General features: G+C 65.0%; 14 protein-coding genes. 3 read left to right on the plus strand and 11 right to left on the minus strand.

Going from position 1 to position 16,816, the window contains the following annotated elements; all coding sequences use genetic code 11:
• The first annotated feature begins 91 nt into the window (after nucleotides 1-91).
• Nucleotides 92-1,045 carry a hypothetical protein gene (locus U5760_RS02640; RefSeq protein WP_322009403.1) on the plus strand — a complete coding sequence of 318 codons (954 nt, stop codon included), beginning with the start codon at nucleotides 92-94 and terminating at the stop codon, nucleotides 1,043-1,045.
• A gap of 72 nt (nucleotides 1,046-1,117) precedes the next feature.
• A complete protein-coding gene (locus U5760_RS02645; RefSeq protein ID WP_322009404.1) occupies nucleotides 1,118-1,882 on the plus strand; it encodes a hypothetical protein in 765 nt (254 codons plus the stop codon).
• Between the two features lie 18 nt (nucleotides 1,883-1,900).
• Here U5760_RS02645 and U5760_RS02650 read toward each other — a convergent pair whose 3' ends face one another.
• The 11 genes from U5760_RS02650 to U5760_RS02700 all read right to left on the minus strand — a co-directional run bounded on the left by U5760_RS02650 (nucleotide 1,901) and on the right by U5760_RS02700 (nucleotide 15,284).
• A complete protein-coding gene (locus U5760_RS02650) occupies nucleotides 1,901-3,550 on the minus strand; it encodes a SulP family inorganic anion transporter (RefSeq protein ID WP_322009405.1) in 1,650 nt (549 codons plus the stop codon).
• Nucleotides 3,547-3,975, minus strand: coding sequence for a hypothetical protein (locus tag U5760_RS02655; RefSeq protein ID WP_322009407.1), 429 nt, complete (start codon nucleotides 3,973-3,975; stop codon nucleotides 3,547-3,549). The genes U5760_RS02650 and U5760_RS02655 overlap by 4 nt, the downstream gene beginning before the upstream one ends.
• Nucleotides 3,972-5,396, minus strand: coding sequence for a caspase family protein (locus tag U5760_RS02660; RefSeq protein WP_322009408.1), 1,425 nt, complete (start codon nucleotides 5,394-5,396; stop codon nucleotides 3,972-3,974). The genes U5760_RS02655 and U5760_RS02660 overlap by 4 nt, the downstream gene beginning before the upstream one ends.
• Nucleotides 5,397-5,404: 8 nt before the next feature.
• Entirely contained in the window at nucleotides 5,405-6,232 is an 828-nt protein-coding gene (locus U5760_RS02665) for a thioredoxin fold domain-containing protein (RefSeq protein WP_322009410.1), read from the minus strand.
• 345 nt (nucleotides 6,233-6,577) lie between these two features.
• A complete protein-coding gene (locus U5760_RS02670; protein ID WP_322009412.1) occupies nucleotides 6,578-7,441 on the minus strand; it encodes a hypothetical protein in 864 nt (287 codons plus the stop codon).
• Nucleotides 7,442-7,508: 67 nt separating this feature from the next.
• Nucleotides 7,509-9,233: a hypothetical protein gene (locus U5760_RS02675; protein WP_322009413.1), complete on the minus strand. Its 1,725-nt coding sequence runs from the start codon at nucleotides 9,231-9,233 to the stop codon at nucleotides 7,509-7,511.
• Nucleotides 9,234-9,239: 6 nt separating this feature from the next.
• A complete protein-coding gene (locus U5760_RS02680) occupies nucleotides 9,240-10,994 on the minus strand; it encodes an OmpA family protein (RefSeq protein WP_322009414.1) in 1,755 nt (584 codons plus the stop codon).
• A 660-nt stretch (nucleotides 10,995-11,654) separates the two neighbouring features.
• A complete protein-coding gene (locus U5760_RS02685) occupies nucleotides 11,655-12,323 on the minus strand; it encodes a hypothetical protein (RefSeq protein WP_322009415.1) in 669 nt (222 codons plus the stop codon).
• Between the two features lie 22 nt (nucleotides 12,324-12,345).
• On the minus strand, nucleotides 12,346-13,407 hold the full coding sequence (locus U5760_RS02690) for a CAP domain-containing protein (protein WP_322009416.1): 1,062 nt from the start codon (nucleotides 13,405-13,407) through the stop codon (nucleotides 12,346-12,348).
• Between the two features lie 510 nt (nucleotides 13,408-13,917).
• Entirely contained in the window at nucleotides 13,918-14,601 is a 684-nt protein-coding gene (locus U5760_RS02695) for a hypothetical protein (protein WP_322009417.1), read from the minus strand.
• A gap of 65 nt (nucleotides 14,602-14,666) precedes the next feature.
• The gene (locus tag U5760_RS02700) at nucleotides 14,667-15,284 is read right to left on the minus strand and encodes a hypothetical protein (RefSeq protein WP_322009418.1); all 618 of its coding nucleotides are present in this window, start codon (nucleotides 15,282-15,284) and stop codon (nucleotides 14,667-14,669) included.
• A 176-nt stretch (nucleotides 15,285-15,460) separates the two neighbouring features.
• Here U5760_RS02700 and U5760_RS02705 point away from each other — a divergent pair, with 176 nt between their 5' ends.
• The gene (locus U5760_RS02705; RefSeq protein ID WP_322009419.1) at nucleotides 15,461-16,810 is read left to right on the plus strand and encodes a caspase family protein; all 1,350 of its coding nucleotides are present in this window, start codon (nucleotides 15,461-15,463) and stop codon (nucleotides 16,808-16,810) included.
• Nucleotides 16,811-16,816: the final 6 nt, after the last annotated feature.

The raw sequence follows: 16,816 nt of genomic DNA on the forward strand, positions 1-16,816 counted from the left end.
ACTCCGACACACCTCCCAAGCCCTGAAAAAACCCGGGGAATGCGAAGGCGCGCCGCGTCGCGCTTTCGCCCCCCTTCTTCCGGAGATCGACATGTCGAATTCCTGCCTCCAGTGCGGCGCTCTCTTTGTCGCCGACGCATCGTCGTGCCCCGCCTGCGGTTCGCCCCGCAACGCGGCACAGCCCGCCCACACGAGCCGCGTGCCGGCCGCGGCCATCGCCACCGCGGCGCCCGTCACGCTGCGCGCCCGCGTGCTGCGCGACGCCGCGACGGGCACGGGCCTCATTTCCGCGCAAGGCCGCCAGTACGCCTTCACGCTCGAAGACCACTGGCGCAGCGATGTGGCACCCGCGGCCAACATGGTCGTCGACGCACGCTTCACCCCCGCAGGCACGCTCCTCGACGTGCAAGCCGTCCCGGATGCCACGCAGAATCAGGAGAAAGTGAAAGCCGCCGTGGACGACGCACGCGAAATCGCTACACAAACGCTCCATCGCATCAAGACCTCGGGAACCCCGCTGGTCGCCGCCGTCGTAGCGAAGATGGGCTACGCCAATCTCGCGGCACTCGGCCTGCTCGTGATCGGCTGGTTTTTCCTCAACACGGTCTCGATCCAGGTGACGGCGGGCATGAATACCGGCCTGAGCTTCTACGACATCCTGCGCGCACTCCATTCTCTCGACAGTGTCTACGCGCTCGGCAGCATCCAGCAGGCAAGCGCCGGCCTTTACGGGTTCCTCTGCTACGCGACGCTCGCCCTGTGCATCGCGCCGTTCTTCGTTGCGTCGAGGCCGCTGTGGCTCGGCCTCGCGAGCCCGCTCGCCTTGTTCCTCGCCGTGTTCGCCGGCCTCTACTGGAAGATCTCGTCGGCCGTGGGCGCACTCGCGGGCAGCGGCGACGAAGCCTCGCAGATGGCCGGCAGCATGGTCCGCGAAATGGCCGGCGAAATGCTCAAGGCGCTGTCGCCCGGCCTCGGCTTCTATCTCTCGCTTGCGGCAGCCCTCTTTCTCGCGTTCCGCGGCGTGACGCGCTACCTCGCACGCTGAGCGTCGCTGCACAAGCCGGTTCACGACCAACCCATTCGCTTCGCACTCCGATTCATACTCGATAGACCCATCATGAAAAAATCGCTCACTGCCGTTACGATCCTCGCCGCCATCGCTGCCCTTGCCACCCTCGGCGCCTGCAGCAAGTCGAACGACACCGCCACGCCGGCCGCGGCAAATGCCACCCATGCCGCGCCGCCCGCAGCCAACCTCGCCGACATGGCCTCGCCCGCCGCACAAAAGCAGCTGGCCGAGAAGGCCCTGCCCAAGGGCGACCCTGCGTACCCGCTCGCCAGCTATCGCGGCGTGGATAGCGGCAACGACCTCATGTTCCTCTTCTACGGGCTGTCCAATCTGCCCGTCGATTACGACAAGATCGCCCAGTCGTACTCGCGCGACTACCAGAGCACGTCGGACAGCTTCAAGAAGCAGGACCTGCTCTCGGCGCTCAAGCCACGCATCGACAATGCGATCGCCTCGGCGAAAGACAGTCGCTACATCGTGCTGACCACGCCCAACGCGATGCTCGACGCCTACGACTTCAACAAGAAGGGTTTCCAGCTCACGAACGTCGCCCAGCCGGGCTCGTACCAATACTTCTTCGACAACTCGAACTACACGATCGAGTACACGAACGGTCCGGACTACACCTTCCTGAAGATCGGCGACGAAGCCACGGCACGCTCCATCGAGGACATGCGCAGCCACTTCCATCCGCTCACGATCCGCCTCTACGCCTACGCGCAGGACGCCGACCCGGCTACCAACCGCGTGAAGCTGCAGATCGTCCACGAGCAATTGCTCGACAGCGCGGGCCGCGTACTGGTGCAATCCTGAGCGCGCGGCCGGCGCCGGTCACACGACACTGACGATGTCCGCGGCCCCTGCTACGGAAAACGCCAGCAGCGCCGCGCGCAACTCCTCTTGCGCGGCGCTCACCGTGAAGTGCAGCGCGATGCCCTGCGACGCGAGCTGCGCGCCGAGCTGCCGCAGCGACCGGCACGCCGAAGCGTCGAGTTGCGACGCGCCGCGCAAGTCGAGCTCGATGGCGCGGCAGCCCTCGTCCGCCGGGCGCGCGAGCAGCGGCGCAACCAGCTTGCGGTCGACGAAGAAGCAGTTCAGCGCGCCGCGCACCTGCACGCGCAGCCGCGCCCCGGCCGCATCGAACGCGACCCGGAGATTGCGCGGGCGGCGCCACAACCCGAAAAGGCCAAGGACAAACCCGACGCCAAATCCTTCACCCGGCTGCCCCGTCGCCACCGTGGCGAGCACCACGGCGAAGAACAGCCACGCCGCGCTCGCGACGATGCGCCGGGGCACACCGTCCGCGAGACTCAGGCGCGCAAGCTGGCGAGACCATTCGTCGATCATGTCGAGCGCCATCGCGATCATCACGGCGGCCGCGGCGAGCTTGGGCAGCAGACCGAGAAGGCGCGTGCCGGCAACCACCAGCAGCAAGAGCATCGCCGCATGAAAGACCGAGACCCAGCGTGTGCGCGCGCCGGCATTCCAGGCGAGCTTCGAGCGCGTGAGCGAGCCCACCACGGGCAGCAGGCCCGCAAATCCCGCCAGCACGTTAGCGACGCCATGCACGCCCAGATCGCGGTTTGGCAGTGCGCGCCGGTTGCTGTCCGATTCGACGCTGCCGGCCGCGATGAGCGTATCGAGCGAAGCGATGAGCCCCACCACCATGCCGAATCCCGCCAGGGTCGCGAGCGTCATCGCATCGAGATGTGCGAATACGCGCGGCCATTGCAGGGCGCCGATGCGGCTTAGCATGGAAAGATCGAGACCGACCGTGCCGAAGGTCCGGCAGGAGGCAACAGCGTGCGCGTGGGCATCGACGGCATAGAACGCCACTGTCGAACCCGCAAGCGCGGCAAAAAGCGAGAGCCCGCGCGGCAGCGCAAAGCGGCGCGCGCACGCCAGCCACGCGAAGTGCATTCCTACCCCGACGCCGACGACGGCAAGCGCAGGCGGCCACGCCAGCGTGCAGTGCGTCACGGCTTGCGCCTGGCTCGCCACGGCGAGGATGGCCGAACCGAACAACAAACCCGAGAGCACCGAGGCCGGCACCATGCGCACGATCGAACCGCCGCGCACGGCGGCGAGCACAAGCTGCGTGAGCCCCGCGCACACCACCGTCACGGACGCGCAGGACAGCACGCCGAAGAGGCCCAGGGCGCCGATGGCAGGTACGGCGAGGAGCCGGCCCACCAGTTGCGACATCAGCACCGTGGCCGCGATGCGCGGCCCGGACACGAGCGGCTGCGTGCCGCCGCCGAAGGCCACGATCACGAGGCCGAGCACGGCTGTCATGAGCCCCACGAGCGCGCCGATGGCCGCCGCCTGGGCACCGTGCGCGGACGCCAGCGCCTGCACGCCAAGGCCGATATACTCGGCCGCCGAGGAAGCGCTCAGAAGAAAGGCCGGCACGAGATCGGAGCGCAGCGCGCCCAATGTGCGCCGCCCGCTCGGGCGGGAGGACGAGATCGGGATGCTCATCGGCAGATCCGCTCGACGCGCAGATCGGCGACCACGGGAGCATCATGCAGGGCCTGCAGGGCGGCCGGCCTCAGATCCGCTTGCCCGACGCGCACGAGGTAAGCCCCGTTCTCGTCCGGACCATAGACGATCGACGCGCCGTATTGCGTAAGCAACAGGCTGATGTCGCGTTCGGTGGCCGTGCGCTGGAATACGACGGCCGCATCGGCGCAACTTGCCGCTCCCGCCCCGCGCGTGAGCGCACCGCTCCCCGCGCCGGCCTCGTGCAGGTCGCGCGCGGCCTGCGCGAAGCCCAGCACGAGGCCGCCTTCGAGCAGCAGCAGCATGAGAACGAACGCGCTGCGGTCGCAAAGAAATGCTGCAAGGAGTCCGAACCCTCTCGCGAGCGGCGAGCGCACCGGTGCGCCTTGTTCAGGTTGGTTCATCGTTTGATCGCCGTATAGTCGAAGTCGTGGCCATAAATGCGCCGGTATTTGGCGAGATACATCCCGAGATTGCCGTCGCCCCTCGCCGTGAGAATGGCGATCAGATGCGGCAGGCTTTCCGCGTAACCGTGATCCACCGCTTCGCGGAAGTAATACGTGGCCTGATCGACGTCCTCGGGCAGCTTCGCGTGCGCGAAGATCCAGCCGCCGCGCGCCGCCTCGGCCATCGGGTAGTGTCGGTCCGACGCCCCGTTCAGATAGAGCGTGCCCTCTGCAATGCGTGCCTGCGCTTCGTCCTCGGGCGTGCCGTCCGGTACCGCGAAAAGCGAGAGCGCAAGCGTCGTCATGGAGAACAGATCGCCCTGCCGCGCGTTCTTGCGAACCTGGTCCGCGACCTGCGGATTGACCACCATCTGAATGAAAAGCGCCTGCATGCGCAGCGATTCGGCGCTCCAGTGACGCGCGAGGGCCTGTTCGTCGGCGGTCTGCGCGTCGTCGCCGGGTAGTGCCGGCAGCGCCGTCTGCGGCGCGGCCGGCTGCGGCTGGGCGCCGCGCGCGCCCTGCGCGCTCAAGGCGGGCTGGCGTACATTGGCGTCCGCGCTGGGCGCGGTGCTGTCCGCAAGGCGCAGGTTGCCGATCAGTCCGTTGTTGAACCAGGGCCGCTGCGCGTCGCCGGTCGCCACGGACACGTCCACCTGGGTCTTGCCGAGCGCGGCCACGATATCGCCGCCGCCGGCGATCTGCTGACTCAGATACCACGCAAAGGGGCTGTGCTGATGGAGGATCGATCCGACCGAAAAGCTGTCGAGCGCAGCGCCGCCCGGCTGCGTCGCGAAAGCGATCAGCGTGCCGTGCGCGGCCTGCACCGGCGCCATCGAAGGCGTGGCGCCACCGCGCACGGCGCCGCTGCGGCAGGCGTCCAGCAGCATGAGCAACGCGCGCGGCTCGCCCCGGCTCGCGGTGCCCAGGATGTAGCGCAGCGGCAACGCATAGCGCATCAGGTCCGCCTGGGCAATCTGGCCGACGGGCACCGGCATATCCACGGGTATCAGGTAATTCTCGCCGCCCATCTCGAAGCCGTGCCCCGCGTAGTAGAGGAGCGCGATGGACGCATGGGCGGCCGTACGGCTGAAGGTATCGAGATCGCCCAGCATCTGGGCCCGCGTGCGGTTTTCTTCGAGGTCCACCGAAAAGCCGATGCCGCGCAGGCTCTGCGCGATCAGTTCGGCGTCGAGAGCCGGCGAGACAAGCCGGTCCGTGCCGCGATAGTCCGCGTTGCCGATGACGAGTGCCACGCGCGGCGCGCCGCCGGCATGGGCCGAAGCACTGCCCAGCAATACGCAGGCGGCGAGCAACGCGCAGGCCCACCGCCACGCGATCGGCGCGCGCGGAGCACAGGCATGCGTAACACCGCAGCGCATGGCGAACCTCAATGGAAGACCATGCCGCGCGCCTTCATGTCCGCAGCCTTGCGCATCGCGGCGTTGACGTCGCCCTGAATCACCGTGCCGTCGGCGAACAGGAACGACGGCGTGAGCGCATTCGGGAAAAACAACTGACGGATATCCCACCAGGTCTTGACGTCGAAGCGATCACAAGGCTGCGAGCCCCCCTGGCCCGAGCGCATGAGGCGATTCCAGCTCGCGAGCGGATCGTCCTCGCACGCGAGATGCGCAACGAACGGCATCGAGGCGGGATTGAGCGTGACCGGCATGATGGCGAAGCTGAACGAGCTCTTCTCCATCGCCGCCTGATCCTTCTTGCAATAGGGGCAATCGGGTGCGGCATAGTAGACGAAGACCGGCGCCCCGGAGCCCTGGTGCATCAACTTGTCCACCGGAAAGGTGCGCAGCATCTGCTGGCTGATGGGATCCTGCAGCGACACCTTTTGCCAGCCCGTCCAGTGGGTCGTGTCGCCCACGAGCCAGTGGTCGGCGAAGTTGCGCGAGTTGGTCTGGTTGGGCGGCGTGAAAATGAGAATCCACTTCGCGTCGCTGTCGAACAGCATTTCCGGCATGCCGACGAGCGGAGCCGGTGCGCCGCCGCGGCCCGTGAGCCGAAGTTCATACACGCCGGGAAACGCCGACGTATCGTAGTCCTGATCAGGTGCCGCCTTCATCGCGTCGGGATGGGCGAAGCGGTTGGCGACGGCCTCGTAGCGGGCCTGCACGTCCGGCGGGATTTCGGCATCTGCGCTGCAAGCCGCGATCAAGGCAAGTGCGCCGCACAGTGCGCCGGCGAAAAAACGAAGCAGCATCGGGATCCCCTGAGGTTGTGTCGGTGGAAACAGCCTGGGCTGTCCACCTTGTATTCGCCGCTCGCCGCGATTTGTTCGCCTGTTTTTCCGGGATGAAGCGGACCGCGTGTCCCGCAACCGGACTACGCGGCTCGACGCAGACAGGCATGATCAGGTCGACAAGCGTCCAGATGCCCACGCCGCCGAGCGTGAGCAGCATCAGAATGCCGGTGCCGATCTGCCGACGAAAAAACCATAAAAACCCGGGCTGCCGAGGAACAGGCAGAGCAGGAACGCGGGCAGAAGCAGTTTGTCGGGCTTCATGGCATGCGCTCCTGTCGTTGTGAATCGCAGTTGATTCGAAAATTACCAGGAAACCGCGGTCACGAGCGCAGGCGCGCCGAATTCGACGAGGTGTGCATGAGAGGACTCGAAGTAGCCCTGCCAGAAAGCCTGGAGGTCGTGGATGGTCTTGATGTCGCGATATCCGTCGCGCTCCGCACGCGAGCCCTGGGTGGCGGGCGGCATCATGGCGCCGCCGAGCACGAAGACTTTCGCGCCGGCAAGGTCGGCGAACATCTGGTTCGACTTCACTTTGCCGAGCTCTGCCGACGGGTTGATGTCGCGCACCGAATTATGCGCGTAGAACGACGTAACGCGCGAGTTCTCGAGACCGTCGCTCACGAGGAAAAGCACCTTGTTCGTGGCCTGATCGGAGCGAAGCGCGAGCCCGACCTCGTCGATCGCGCCCATGATTTCCGAGGCGTTGAGCGACGACGTGGAGGCCTGCATGACCTGCTTCGCCGTGGTTTCGGCCATCTTGCGGGCGAAAGCCAGTTGCTGGCCGAAGCAGGACCTGATCTGCGGCGCCTTCGTGATGGGAATCGAAGCGTAGGCGTCCTCGGGCAGCGGCTGTTCGACCACGCCCGTATGGAGCACGTCGAGATAGTGCCCCTGGCTGAACGCCGAAAACTCGGCAATGACGAACTTGGAGCCGGGCTGGATCATGCGATCGAGGTTGTCGATCACCGACTGCTGCAGGTTCGGATCGAGCAGCACGGTCTGGTCGATCAGCACATACACAAGGTGATCGGGCGGCTGCGGCGCCGCCTTCAGGTGATAAGCCCCGTAGCAGCTCGGCACGTCGTTCACGAGACCGGCGTGCGCAACCGGGGCGACCTGCAGCAAGGCGAGCGCCAGTAATCTGGCAAGATTCTTGATAATCTTCATGGTAGAACGAAATTGTTTGCGCTTCACGCAGCGGGCGCATCGGCTTGTCGCCATGCGCCCGCGCCACTCAGTCGCCGAGCAGGTCGGCGTATTTTTCCGCCGATTTGGCAAGTTTCTTGCGGCGCTTGACTTCTTCGCGTAGCGCATTGAAGTCGTCGTCCGGGAGTTTTTCTGCCTGCATTTCGAGGAATGCGCTGCGGGCGGCATCGTCCTTGAGTGCGAGGAATTGCTGGGCAAGCGCGCCGATATCGATCTCCGCCGCCTGCCATTGCGGCACTTTCACCTGCTCGGCGAGCGGCGAGGCCACCGGCGTTTCGGCAGGCTTCGCAGCCGGAGGACTGGTCATGGCTTCGTGAATTCCGCCCCGGATCTTGATGTTCTCGCGGACCCGATTCGCGAGCGCAAGCTGCTCGCTGGACGTGAAGCTGTAGTTCTTCACGGCCAGTTCCCATTGCAGGTTGCGCTCCTCCTCCGACTTCGTGTGCGCGATGCTGGAAGCCGCCTTGTCGAGCAGCGTGTCGCGGGCGCTTTCTTCGCGCTTTTCCCCTTCGGCCAGGAAGTCCACGAACGACCCGGAACCCGTCCGGTGGTTGCGCTTCTTGCGCGCCTGACGCAACTGGTCGAGCAAGCCCTCGACCCTGCGGATACGCGGTTCGAGATACTTGCGGCGGAACGTATCGAAGGACTGCTCGCTGCGCGTGAACGCAAAGGCCGCCTCGCCCTGGCCGCTGAAACTGGACTTGAACGCAACGAGAAATGCCGTCAGCTGCGTGACGAGATAAATCAGCGCCAGCATCGAAGAGGCGGCGAGACCCTGCATCTTGTAGTTGCCGCCCAGACTCTCGGCAACGGTATTGCGGCTTTCCTGCTGCGCAGTCGCCACGCTCGGCGGCACGGCGGACGTACCCGCACTTTCGAACGGGCTCGCGCCGCCCTGATCCGACACGCCATTCGCTTCCATCGAAACGATCTGCTTCGTCGTTTCGCTTTCGACACCGCCGAGGCGCACGAGGAAAATCAGCACCATGAGGCCGACGATCACGGCCACCGCGGCGCCGAACTGCACCGGCCCGCGAACGCCCGGATCCTCGATGCGATTGAAGTAGCGGCGTGCGATCGGATTCGGGCGCACCGTTTGCGTGCCCGGATCGACGTAGAACGCGTCCTGGTCCTGGTCGTCGCCGAGGCCGACGGGGTCTCCCGCCCCTTCGGTGCCGGAGTGCTTGCGAAAGTGCGAAAACTTCGCCATTTCGGAACCCACGTGATGGGTCAGCAGCGCGAGGATGATCGCGACCGACAACGCGAGAACGCCCGCGGCGAGATTCGCCTGCGCCGGCGTGATCTCGGTGGACATCCACGGTGCGAGCACGTAGCCGGTACCCACCGACTCGGCGAGAATCAGCACGAAAAGACCGATATGCGCGAGCTTCGAAGGCGGCCGGATCGTGGACTGCTTGGTGAGTTTCAGATACGTCTGCGCACGCTCGAACTGGGTCTTCGTCACTTCCGCATTGGGTGCACCGGCAATGGCGGCCTGGAAAGTCGTGCAAAGCGTTTGCTCGGCGTGGACGAGCTTGTTGGCCCCCATCGGCGTATCGTTGCTTTCCTTCGAAAGACGCTGGAACTGGCCTGCGTGATCGTTAAGGAATACCCAGGGCCGCTTGTAGGCGAAGACCGTGAAGCGGAACGTGTCCGCCTTCAGCCAGAACCCGAAGGCCGTCAGGATCGCGGCCATGACCATGCAGATCAGAAACGGCCACGAAGAAATGATGGAAATAATGGTGTGTTGCACGGTGACTTATCCCTTCGATGAAAAATTGACGAGCGCCTTGTATTCCTCGTCGTTCCACGGATAAACGACCAGACCGTTCGCATTGGCCGACCGTACAGGCACGCGCAAATCCACACATTGCGCGCCGTTGTTGAGAAAGACCCGGTAGAGCGTGGCATGGGTGCCGCGATAGACATTCACCGGGGCATCCTTGTAGCGGGCGAGCGGCTTGCTGTCGAAAGCGCCATTGCCGTTCGTGCGGTAAATCTCCGCCGTCACGGGAGGAATCGGCGCGGCGCCGTCGCTCGGCACATAAACGTGCAGGAGTGCGATACCCGCATCGCCCTGGCTGCCGAGCCAGGGCTGGCCGTACAGGCCGGGCAGCGCATCCTCCAGCTTGAGCGGCTGATTGTTGGCAAGCGAGCGGATCGGGCTACTGACGTGCGGATGATCCTGCAGGCACGAGCCAATGATGACGGGCGTGTCCGCGTGGGCCGCCGTGATGAAGCTGAGCATCGACGACTTTTCGGTCGATGCGCCCAGATTGACCTGATAGCCGTTCGCGCCGATGGGCTCGCCGTTGAAACCGGACATGGCCTTAGCCTGGGCAGAACTGGAGCTCGCACGCGAGACCGGCGAGACCGGCGAGACCATTTTGGCCGGCAAGGCAGCCTGATCGCCGCCCGACGAACCTCGGGCGACCTTCGTCTTCTCGGCAGGCGAGGCCGTCGCCGCTTTCACCCCGGGCTTGGCCGCTGCGCTTGTCTCAGGGGCTGGAGCGGGCGCGAGCGACGCCCCATTCGCGCCGGCTGTTTGCGCAGCCGACGCAGCAGCAGCGGGCACCGTCGTACCGGAACCCGCGGCCACGAGCGCGTCCTGCCCTGCATCGCCTGCCGGCACCGCGCGCGCAACGGAGAAGTTCGCCGGATTCGCCGTGCGGGTGCTCGCATAGGCCTTCAGCGCATTCACGGTGGGAACGTCCACGACTTCCACGCGGTTATTGTCGCTGCGCCCTTGCTGCGTACCGTTGGATGCGATGGGTAATGCGTCGCCCGCGCCTTGATAGGAAATATTCGCGGCCGGCACCCCGTGCTGCCGGAACACCTCGGCCACGGCTCTCGCACGCGCTTCGGAAAGGCGCGCGAGGTCGACGCCAGAAACGCCGTCGCGCTCGTCGGTATGGCCCACTACCAGCAGTTGCCGCGTTTCGACTCCGCTCTGGCCCGCCGGAACCTGGCTGCCGAGTTGCGCCTGCATGGCTTTGGGGTTGTACTGGTCCGCGATCTTGCCGAGGTATTCCAGGGCCTTCGGCGTGAGGATCGCCGTGCCGGGAACGAACTCGTCGTCGGGGTTGCCCATCTGAACATCGAGACCGACCGGCTGGTCCGCCTTGCCGCCCTCCGGTGCCGGAACATCGAGGCTCGCTGCCGTGATGGGCGCGCTCACGAGTTTCATCTGATACTGCTGGGCGATGCGGTACAGGTTGCAGCGGCGCTGATCCATGGCGTGGCCGATCAGCATGCCCGCCAGTCCGCCTGCCCCGGCACCGAGGATGGTCGTTGCCGTGCTCTTGCCGAGGTAATGGCCGAGCAGTGCGCCCGCCCCCACGCCCAGTACCGTGCCAATGTTGCGATCGTTGTTGGAGCAAGGATCGGAGCTATCGAAGACGCTCTTGAACTCCGCTTTGGCAGCGGGCGAAAAATCGGGTTGTCCGGTTTGAGGATTGATCGCGCATCCCGCGATCAGAGTCGTGGAAATGCCCACCACCAGGCTTCGCTTCATCGGTAAATCCAGTTCTTGATCTATTGACACAGCGCGTGCAGCGTTTTCGCCTGCCTTACAGACGGATTGCGCCACCAGAATGGCATATCGGCGTAACACGCCACTTCTTTAGTACTGTTTTCAATTGAAAATCAAATGGCCCGGCAGGCAGCAGGCCACGATGCATTTTCTCGAGGCGAACAGGATCAGCACGCTTTCGCGCGCAAACCGTCCTGCCGCGATATATGCGGCATGAATCGCCAATAGCTCATGTAAAACGTTTGGCAAACGCCTTTTTCGTCATGCTCCGCATGGAATCTCCGTTTTAAACCGGATAACCCTGCGATCGCGACAGGACGTTTGCGCTGCCGCCATGCGTTTAAACCGGATTGCCCCGCCGATTCATTGCATGACAGCTGGCACGCTCAATGCGGTGCTGTGCTCATTTTTTACCCCGGTTCATTTATTCGTTCTGGTTGACAGGTTCAAACTGTATCAGGAAAGAATCATTTAAAGCATCCCCTTCCACCGATTTTTCGCCCGTCCACCCCGTTGTGCGCGCAACATGACCCGCCTCCCTCTATTCGTAGACAGCGCAGATTTGTTCGCTTCTTTTTTAGCCCGTGCCGACCACCACTCCCGCCCGAACCAGGCGGGAGTGGTGGTCGTCTGTGACGACACTTACTGCGGGCACGAGAACCGCACCAGCTCGACGTGAGTCGTCGTCGGTGCGGCATGCGTTGCCTGATCGACGAAGTCGGCCTTGACAATGCGCCCCACGGCGGGTGCGTACCAGTCCGTCTCCCGCGTGCTCCCCTCGCCGCGGCCGCCGCCTCCGGCGCGCCATGCGACAACCTGCTCGATCTTGTAGGCATCGAAGTGACCCGCCGCCGTATCGACGCCCTCGAAACCGACGACGCTCGTCTGGCGCTGACCGATCGACTCCCAGGAACCGGTGTGATACGTGTATGAAGAGGTCCACTTGTCGCCGACCCGCATCGGGAAGCGGAGCTTGCCGTCGCTGGGCTCGTACGACGCGTCCCCGATCTTCACGAGATTGCCGTTTGCGTCGAGGACGGATGCCCCTCTGTTGAGCTCGGCGCGATCGCCGTCGATGCGCGAAACAGTTTGCGTGTAAGTGGCGTTTTTCGCGGGTTCCAGAGCGTTTTCATAGTGGAACGTCCATTGCTCGCCCACGATGTAGGTGGCTGCGCTGGCCACGCGTTCCACCGCGGGCTGAACCGCGGAAGCCGGCACGGTGGGCACCGTTTGCGCATACGCGCCGCCGCAGAGCAAAAGCACTGCGGCGGGCGCGAGCGCGGCGAGGTCGTGCGCAATGCGTTGTTTCATGTCTTATCCCGGTTCGTCAGGCTCAGTTCAGGAGGATCTGGCGGGGCTGCACCTGCCTGAACGCACGCGTCGCGCTCGTGGTGGGCGCGCCGATCGGCGTATTGGCAGCCGCGGCCGTCGTGAACGACCAGCTCACGGAGAACGGCGTCGCGCCGAGCGACGTGTTGGAGAGCGATCCGGTCACGTTCACCTTGTAGGTCATGCTGGTCTTCAGCGGGCTGAACGGCACGCACATTGCCTCGCGCGTGGCCTCCGCGTTGTTCGAGCTGTCCGTCTCCTGGCAGGCGACGGGAGCGCCCGTGGCGTCCGTGATCGCGAACTTGACGTTCGAAAACGCTGCGTTGTCGCCGCCCGAAAGGGTCACCGGATAACCGACCACCGTGTCTTCGTACGCAGGCGAGGCGGCCATGGGGTTGGGGCTTTCGTTGGCGAACCACGACGTGTCCACCCCGGTCATGCTGTTGTAGGGCCACGCAACCAGTTGCGGATCGGCGATAAACGGCTTGTAGCTCGCAAAATCGACGGTCAGGGTGGAAAGCTGCGACGTGGTCGCCGCATTCGCCACACCGACGCCCGCATAGACCGAGTCGAACAGCATGACGGTGCGATGGAAAGGCGCGTCGAAGAGGGCCTCGATCGCCTCGGTGGAACTTGCGAAGGGCCCGGAAAAGCCGGCCGTGACTTCGCCTACCGAGTCGGTCGAGTCGTACAGATTGACGCGATCCAGCGGCGAATAACCCGTATAGCCGGGCTGGCCCGAGGTTTCATAGTGGCCGACCGTATTGTTGTCCTGCTCCCAGAGCGAATGATTCGTGGCCGCCTGAGCAACGCCTGGCTGCGACGCGAGTGGCGGCAGGCCCACCTGCGCGCGCATGTTGTTGATGTACGCGAGCGTGTCGGTGACGGTGTCGCCGGTCGGCACGAAGGTGCCGGCGCCGACCACGCCCGGCGCCGCGATCAGGGCAACGGCGGGCGCCTGGCTCGCGCTGCTGCCCGGCCCCGTCGTCGTCGATGACGAACCGCCGCCCCCGCCGCAGCCCGCCAAAACCCCTGCGGCCACTGCCGCGATGATTGTTTTTTTCATGTTGTTCTCTTTATTAATCGTTATACCGGTGACCCAAGGACAATGCCCTGACACCCCGCCCCAAAGATGAATTCAGGGGGCGAGAATAATAACTGCCTATTTCTCGATGCGGGCCGGTGGAATCGGAAAAGCGATACAAGCCGTCGCTTTTTTGCAGCAACAACGACATAACGGTGAAACGAATGAGTGAATCGCGCTGAATCCCGGCTTTCGCAGGGATCGATAGGGGTTTCATACCCGCTCTCCTCTCTCGGAAACAATTCGACGAATGAGATCGGCCAGCGCAAACACGCCTCACGCTCGCCGACTTGCCTTCCTATTCCTTTGCGGAAGAGATTTGTTCGGTGTCGACGAGAATTTTTTTAACGCGAACGTACGATTAGAGTCCCGGTTCGGTTTTATTTTTCTTACGAAATGCCTTCACGAAAACAGGAAGTCCGATTTTAAATGTCGGATTCGATGTCGATGCATGAAGAAAGAGGAGAAACGGCCGCTCGTTCTGGTGGTATTTCAGCGGCCGGATTCGCAGGCTGCCGATATGGACTGGCGCGCGGTCACGAGGTGCTTTGCGGCAGGATCGGCCAGTAGTGTGCGCAATGCGGCGGGATCCGAAGCGATGAGCGTGAAGTGTCCATTCGCGTCTGGCCCCTGCAGGGTCGCGTCGTTCATGCCTAGCCACGCGATTAGATCGTCCACGCTCGCACCAGGCGCGAGCGAGACGACCGCCCGCTCGCAAGGGTTTGCGCCACCACGCCAGACCGGCGCCGCCCCGGCAAGCGTCGAATCGCGATCATGCAGCAGCACGCCGATCACACCGGCCTGCACGAGCGTCAGCGCGACGAGCACGGGCCGCAGCCCCGCGGTCCCGCCCGCGAGCCACGCACGCCAGGCCGACTTCGCGCGGTCGCGCCATCCCATGCGCGCGCTTACCGGGGCCGCACGCGGCGCCGCCGTGCCCGAGGCTGCCTGCGGACCGCTTTCACCGGTTGTTGGGTAGGCACGCGCCGCCGCGAGACGCAACTCGAAAGCCGCGAAGGCATCCGCGCGCGTGGCCTCGACGTGCTCGTCCACAGCAAGCGTTGCGAGCGACCGCCAGTCGGCGAGACGTTGGGCGATTGCGGGATCTTTACCGGCATCGGCCAGCAGCACGTCCAGTTCGGCGCCCGTCATTTCTCCCCGGAACAACGCAAGCATGGGTTCATCCTCGCCACCCGGGCGGCCCGCTCCGGGACCCGTGGACGGGGTGTCTCGCTCGCTCATCAACGGTCCCCCAGCGCGGCTTCGGCGCATTCGGTAACGCGAGATTTCGCGTCGAAGATCCGGCGGCGGACCGAAACGGCCGATGCCCCGCCGAGCCGCACGACGATCTCCTGATCGGTGTACCCGCGCAGCGCGAGCGACAGTGTCTGGCGGGCCAGTGCCGTGAGCTTTTGCAGGCATGCCTCCATAATGCTCGCGCGCTGCCGCGCATGCGCCTGCTGTTCTGGCGTAGCGGGCCGCTCGCGCTCACGCATGACATGCCCGTCGATGCTCTCGCCCAGCGCTTCGAGGCGCTCCACGGAATCGAACAGCCGGGTTTCCGTCCCCCTGCGCGCGAGCAGGCTCATGAGATTGTTGCGGGCGGCCGCAAGCACATAGGCGGCCAGCGCCTCTTCGAAAGCGCTCTTGCCGGCATCGAAGGCAAACCGGCCACGCCGCTCCAGAACGATCTCGATCAGCGTGTCGGTCAACGTGCTCTCGATCTCGTCTTCTCCGGCCCACGGCACCGCAACCCGGCAGCCTCGGTGAAAGCGCCGGCGCAGGCCGTGATAGAACGCTTCGAAACGCGCGGTGTCGTTGCGCAGCGTTGCCAGATCGTCGAGGACGTCGAGGGTCATGAAATGGCGAATGAAAACGAGATAACGTATTCTACCGAACAAGGCTCTTCACCATAAAGCCTTCACGAGAATAACGCCCAGGGGAATGTTCGTTGCGTCGTCCATCGAATTCGTCTAACGCCTCCGTGCCACGCTGGGTGCGCCGGATTGCCAGCCTGTTTGCGACAACGCTCGCCGTGAGTACCCAGATCGCGCCGCCTGCCCGTGCAGAAACACCGGACGCGCCGCAGCGGGTCGCACTCGTGATAGCCAATCAGGACTACCCAGGAGTCGATCGCCTGCAGACGCCCGTTTCCGACGCCCGCCTCATTGGCGCGGAACTGGCCACTATGGGCTATAGCGTCGACCTCGAAACGAACCGCACGCGCGCGCAGATGGCCGACGACCTCGCCCGCTTCTCCCGCATGGCCGCTGGTGCGCGCGTGGCCGTGCTTTACTATGCCGGACACGGCTTCGAGGTGGGCGGCGAGAACTATCTGATTCCCGTCGACGTTGCTTCGGTGCGCAATCTCGACCAGGACGAGGCGCGTGCACGAGGCATTCCGCTGCGCTATGCGCTGCTGCGCGCCGGCGAAGGCAACCCGCAAACTCTCGTGGCCTTGCTCGATGCATGCAGGACGCCCCCGGCGCGCGGCGCCGGCCCTGCACGCGGCTTTGCGGCCGAACGGGCCGCAACCGGCCGCTTCGTCGCTTTCTCGTCGAGCTCGGGCGGCGAAGCGCTCGACTCCATGCGCGCGCTCGGCCAGCCGATTGACCATAGTCCGTTCGCGTGGTATCTGGCCCAGCACATCACGGACCCGCGGGTTTCGATCGTCGACGTGATGCAGCAGGTTCAGGTTGATGTTGCCGACGCAACGGATGGGGTGCAGCGGCCGTGGTTCACGAGCGGGCTTGCAGGCTGGCTCAGTCTCGCGGCGGTACCGCAGAAATACGACGCAAGCGCTCGACCGCACTGGACGGGACTCGTGCGCGGCACCGCCGCGGACGCCGGCGCAGTTGCAAGCCCGTCAGCCCGCCCGGTCGCACTCGCGGGTTTCGGCACTCGCCTGCCGGCGATCGGCACGAACACCCCGAAGCGCTGGCTCGATGAAGAAGTGCTGGTGGATCATGCGGCACTCACGCTCGACGCCGCCAGCGCGGCCGTCCTGCGTCTCTGGTCCCAGTCCGGCGACACGCGCGCGACAACGGCACTCGCGCTTGCCTACGAGCGGGGCGCGCCCGGCGCCGCGATGACACGCGACGCCGCGCAAGCCGCAACGCTCTACGCACAGGCAGCACAGGCCGGCGATGCGCTCGCCGCGCTGTGGCTGGGCCAGATGCTTGCCCGCGGCGACGGCGTGCCCCAAAACGCCGATCGCGCCAAAGACCTGTTGCGCGAGGCCGCCGATGCCGACGTGATCGGCGCCGCCGCGGCGCTTGACCTGCTCGAGCACCAGGGCACCCTCGCACCGCGCTACACGGATAGCGCGCGCGACGCGAATCTGGGTATTGCGGCCGAACTGCGCCCCGATCAGCTGGGTGACTGAACCGCC

This window comes from Paraburkholderia sp. J12 (assembly GCF_905220215.1).
In the GTDB taxonomy this organism is placed as follows: domain Bacteria; phylum Pseudomonadota; class Gammaproteobacteria; order Burkholderiales; family Burkholderiaceae; genus Paraburkholderia.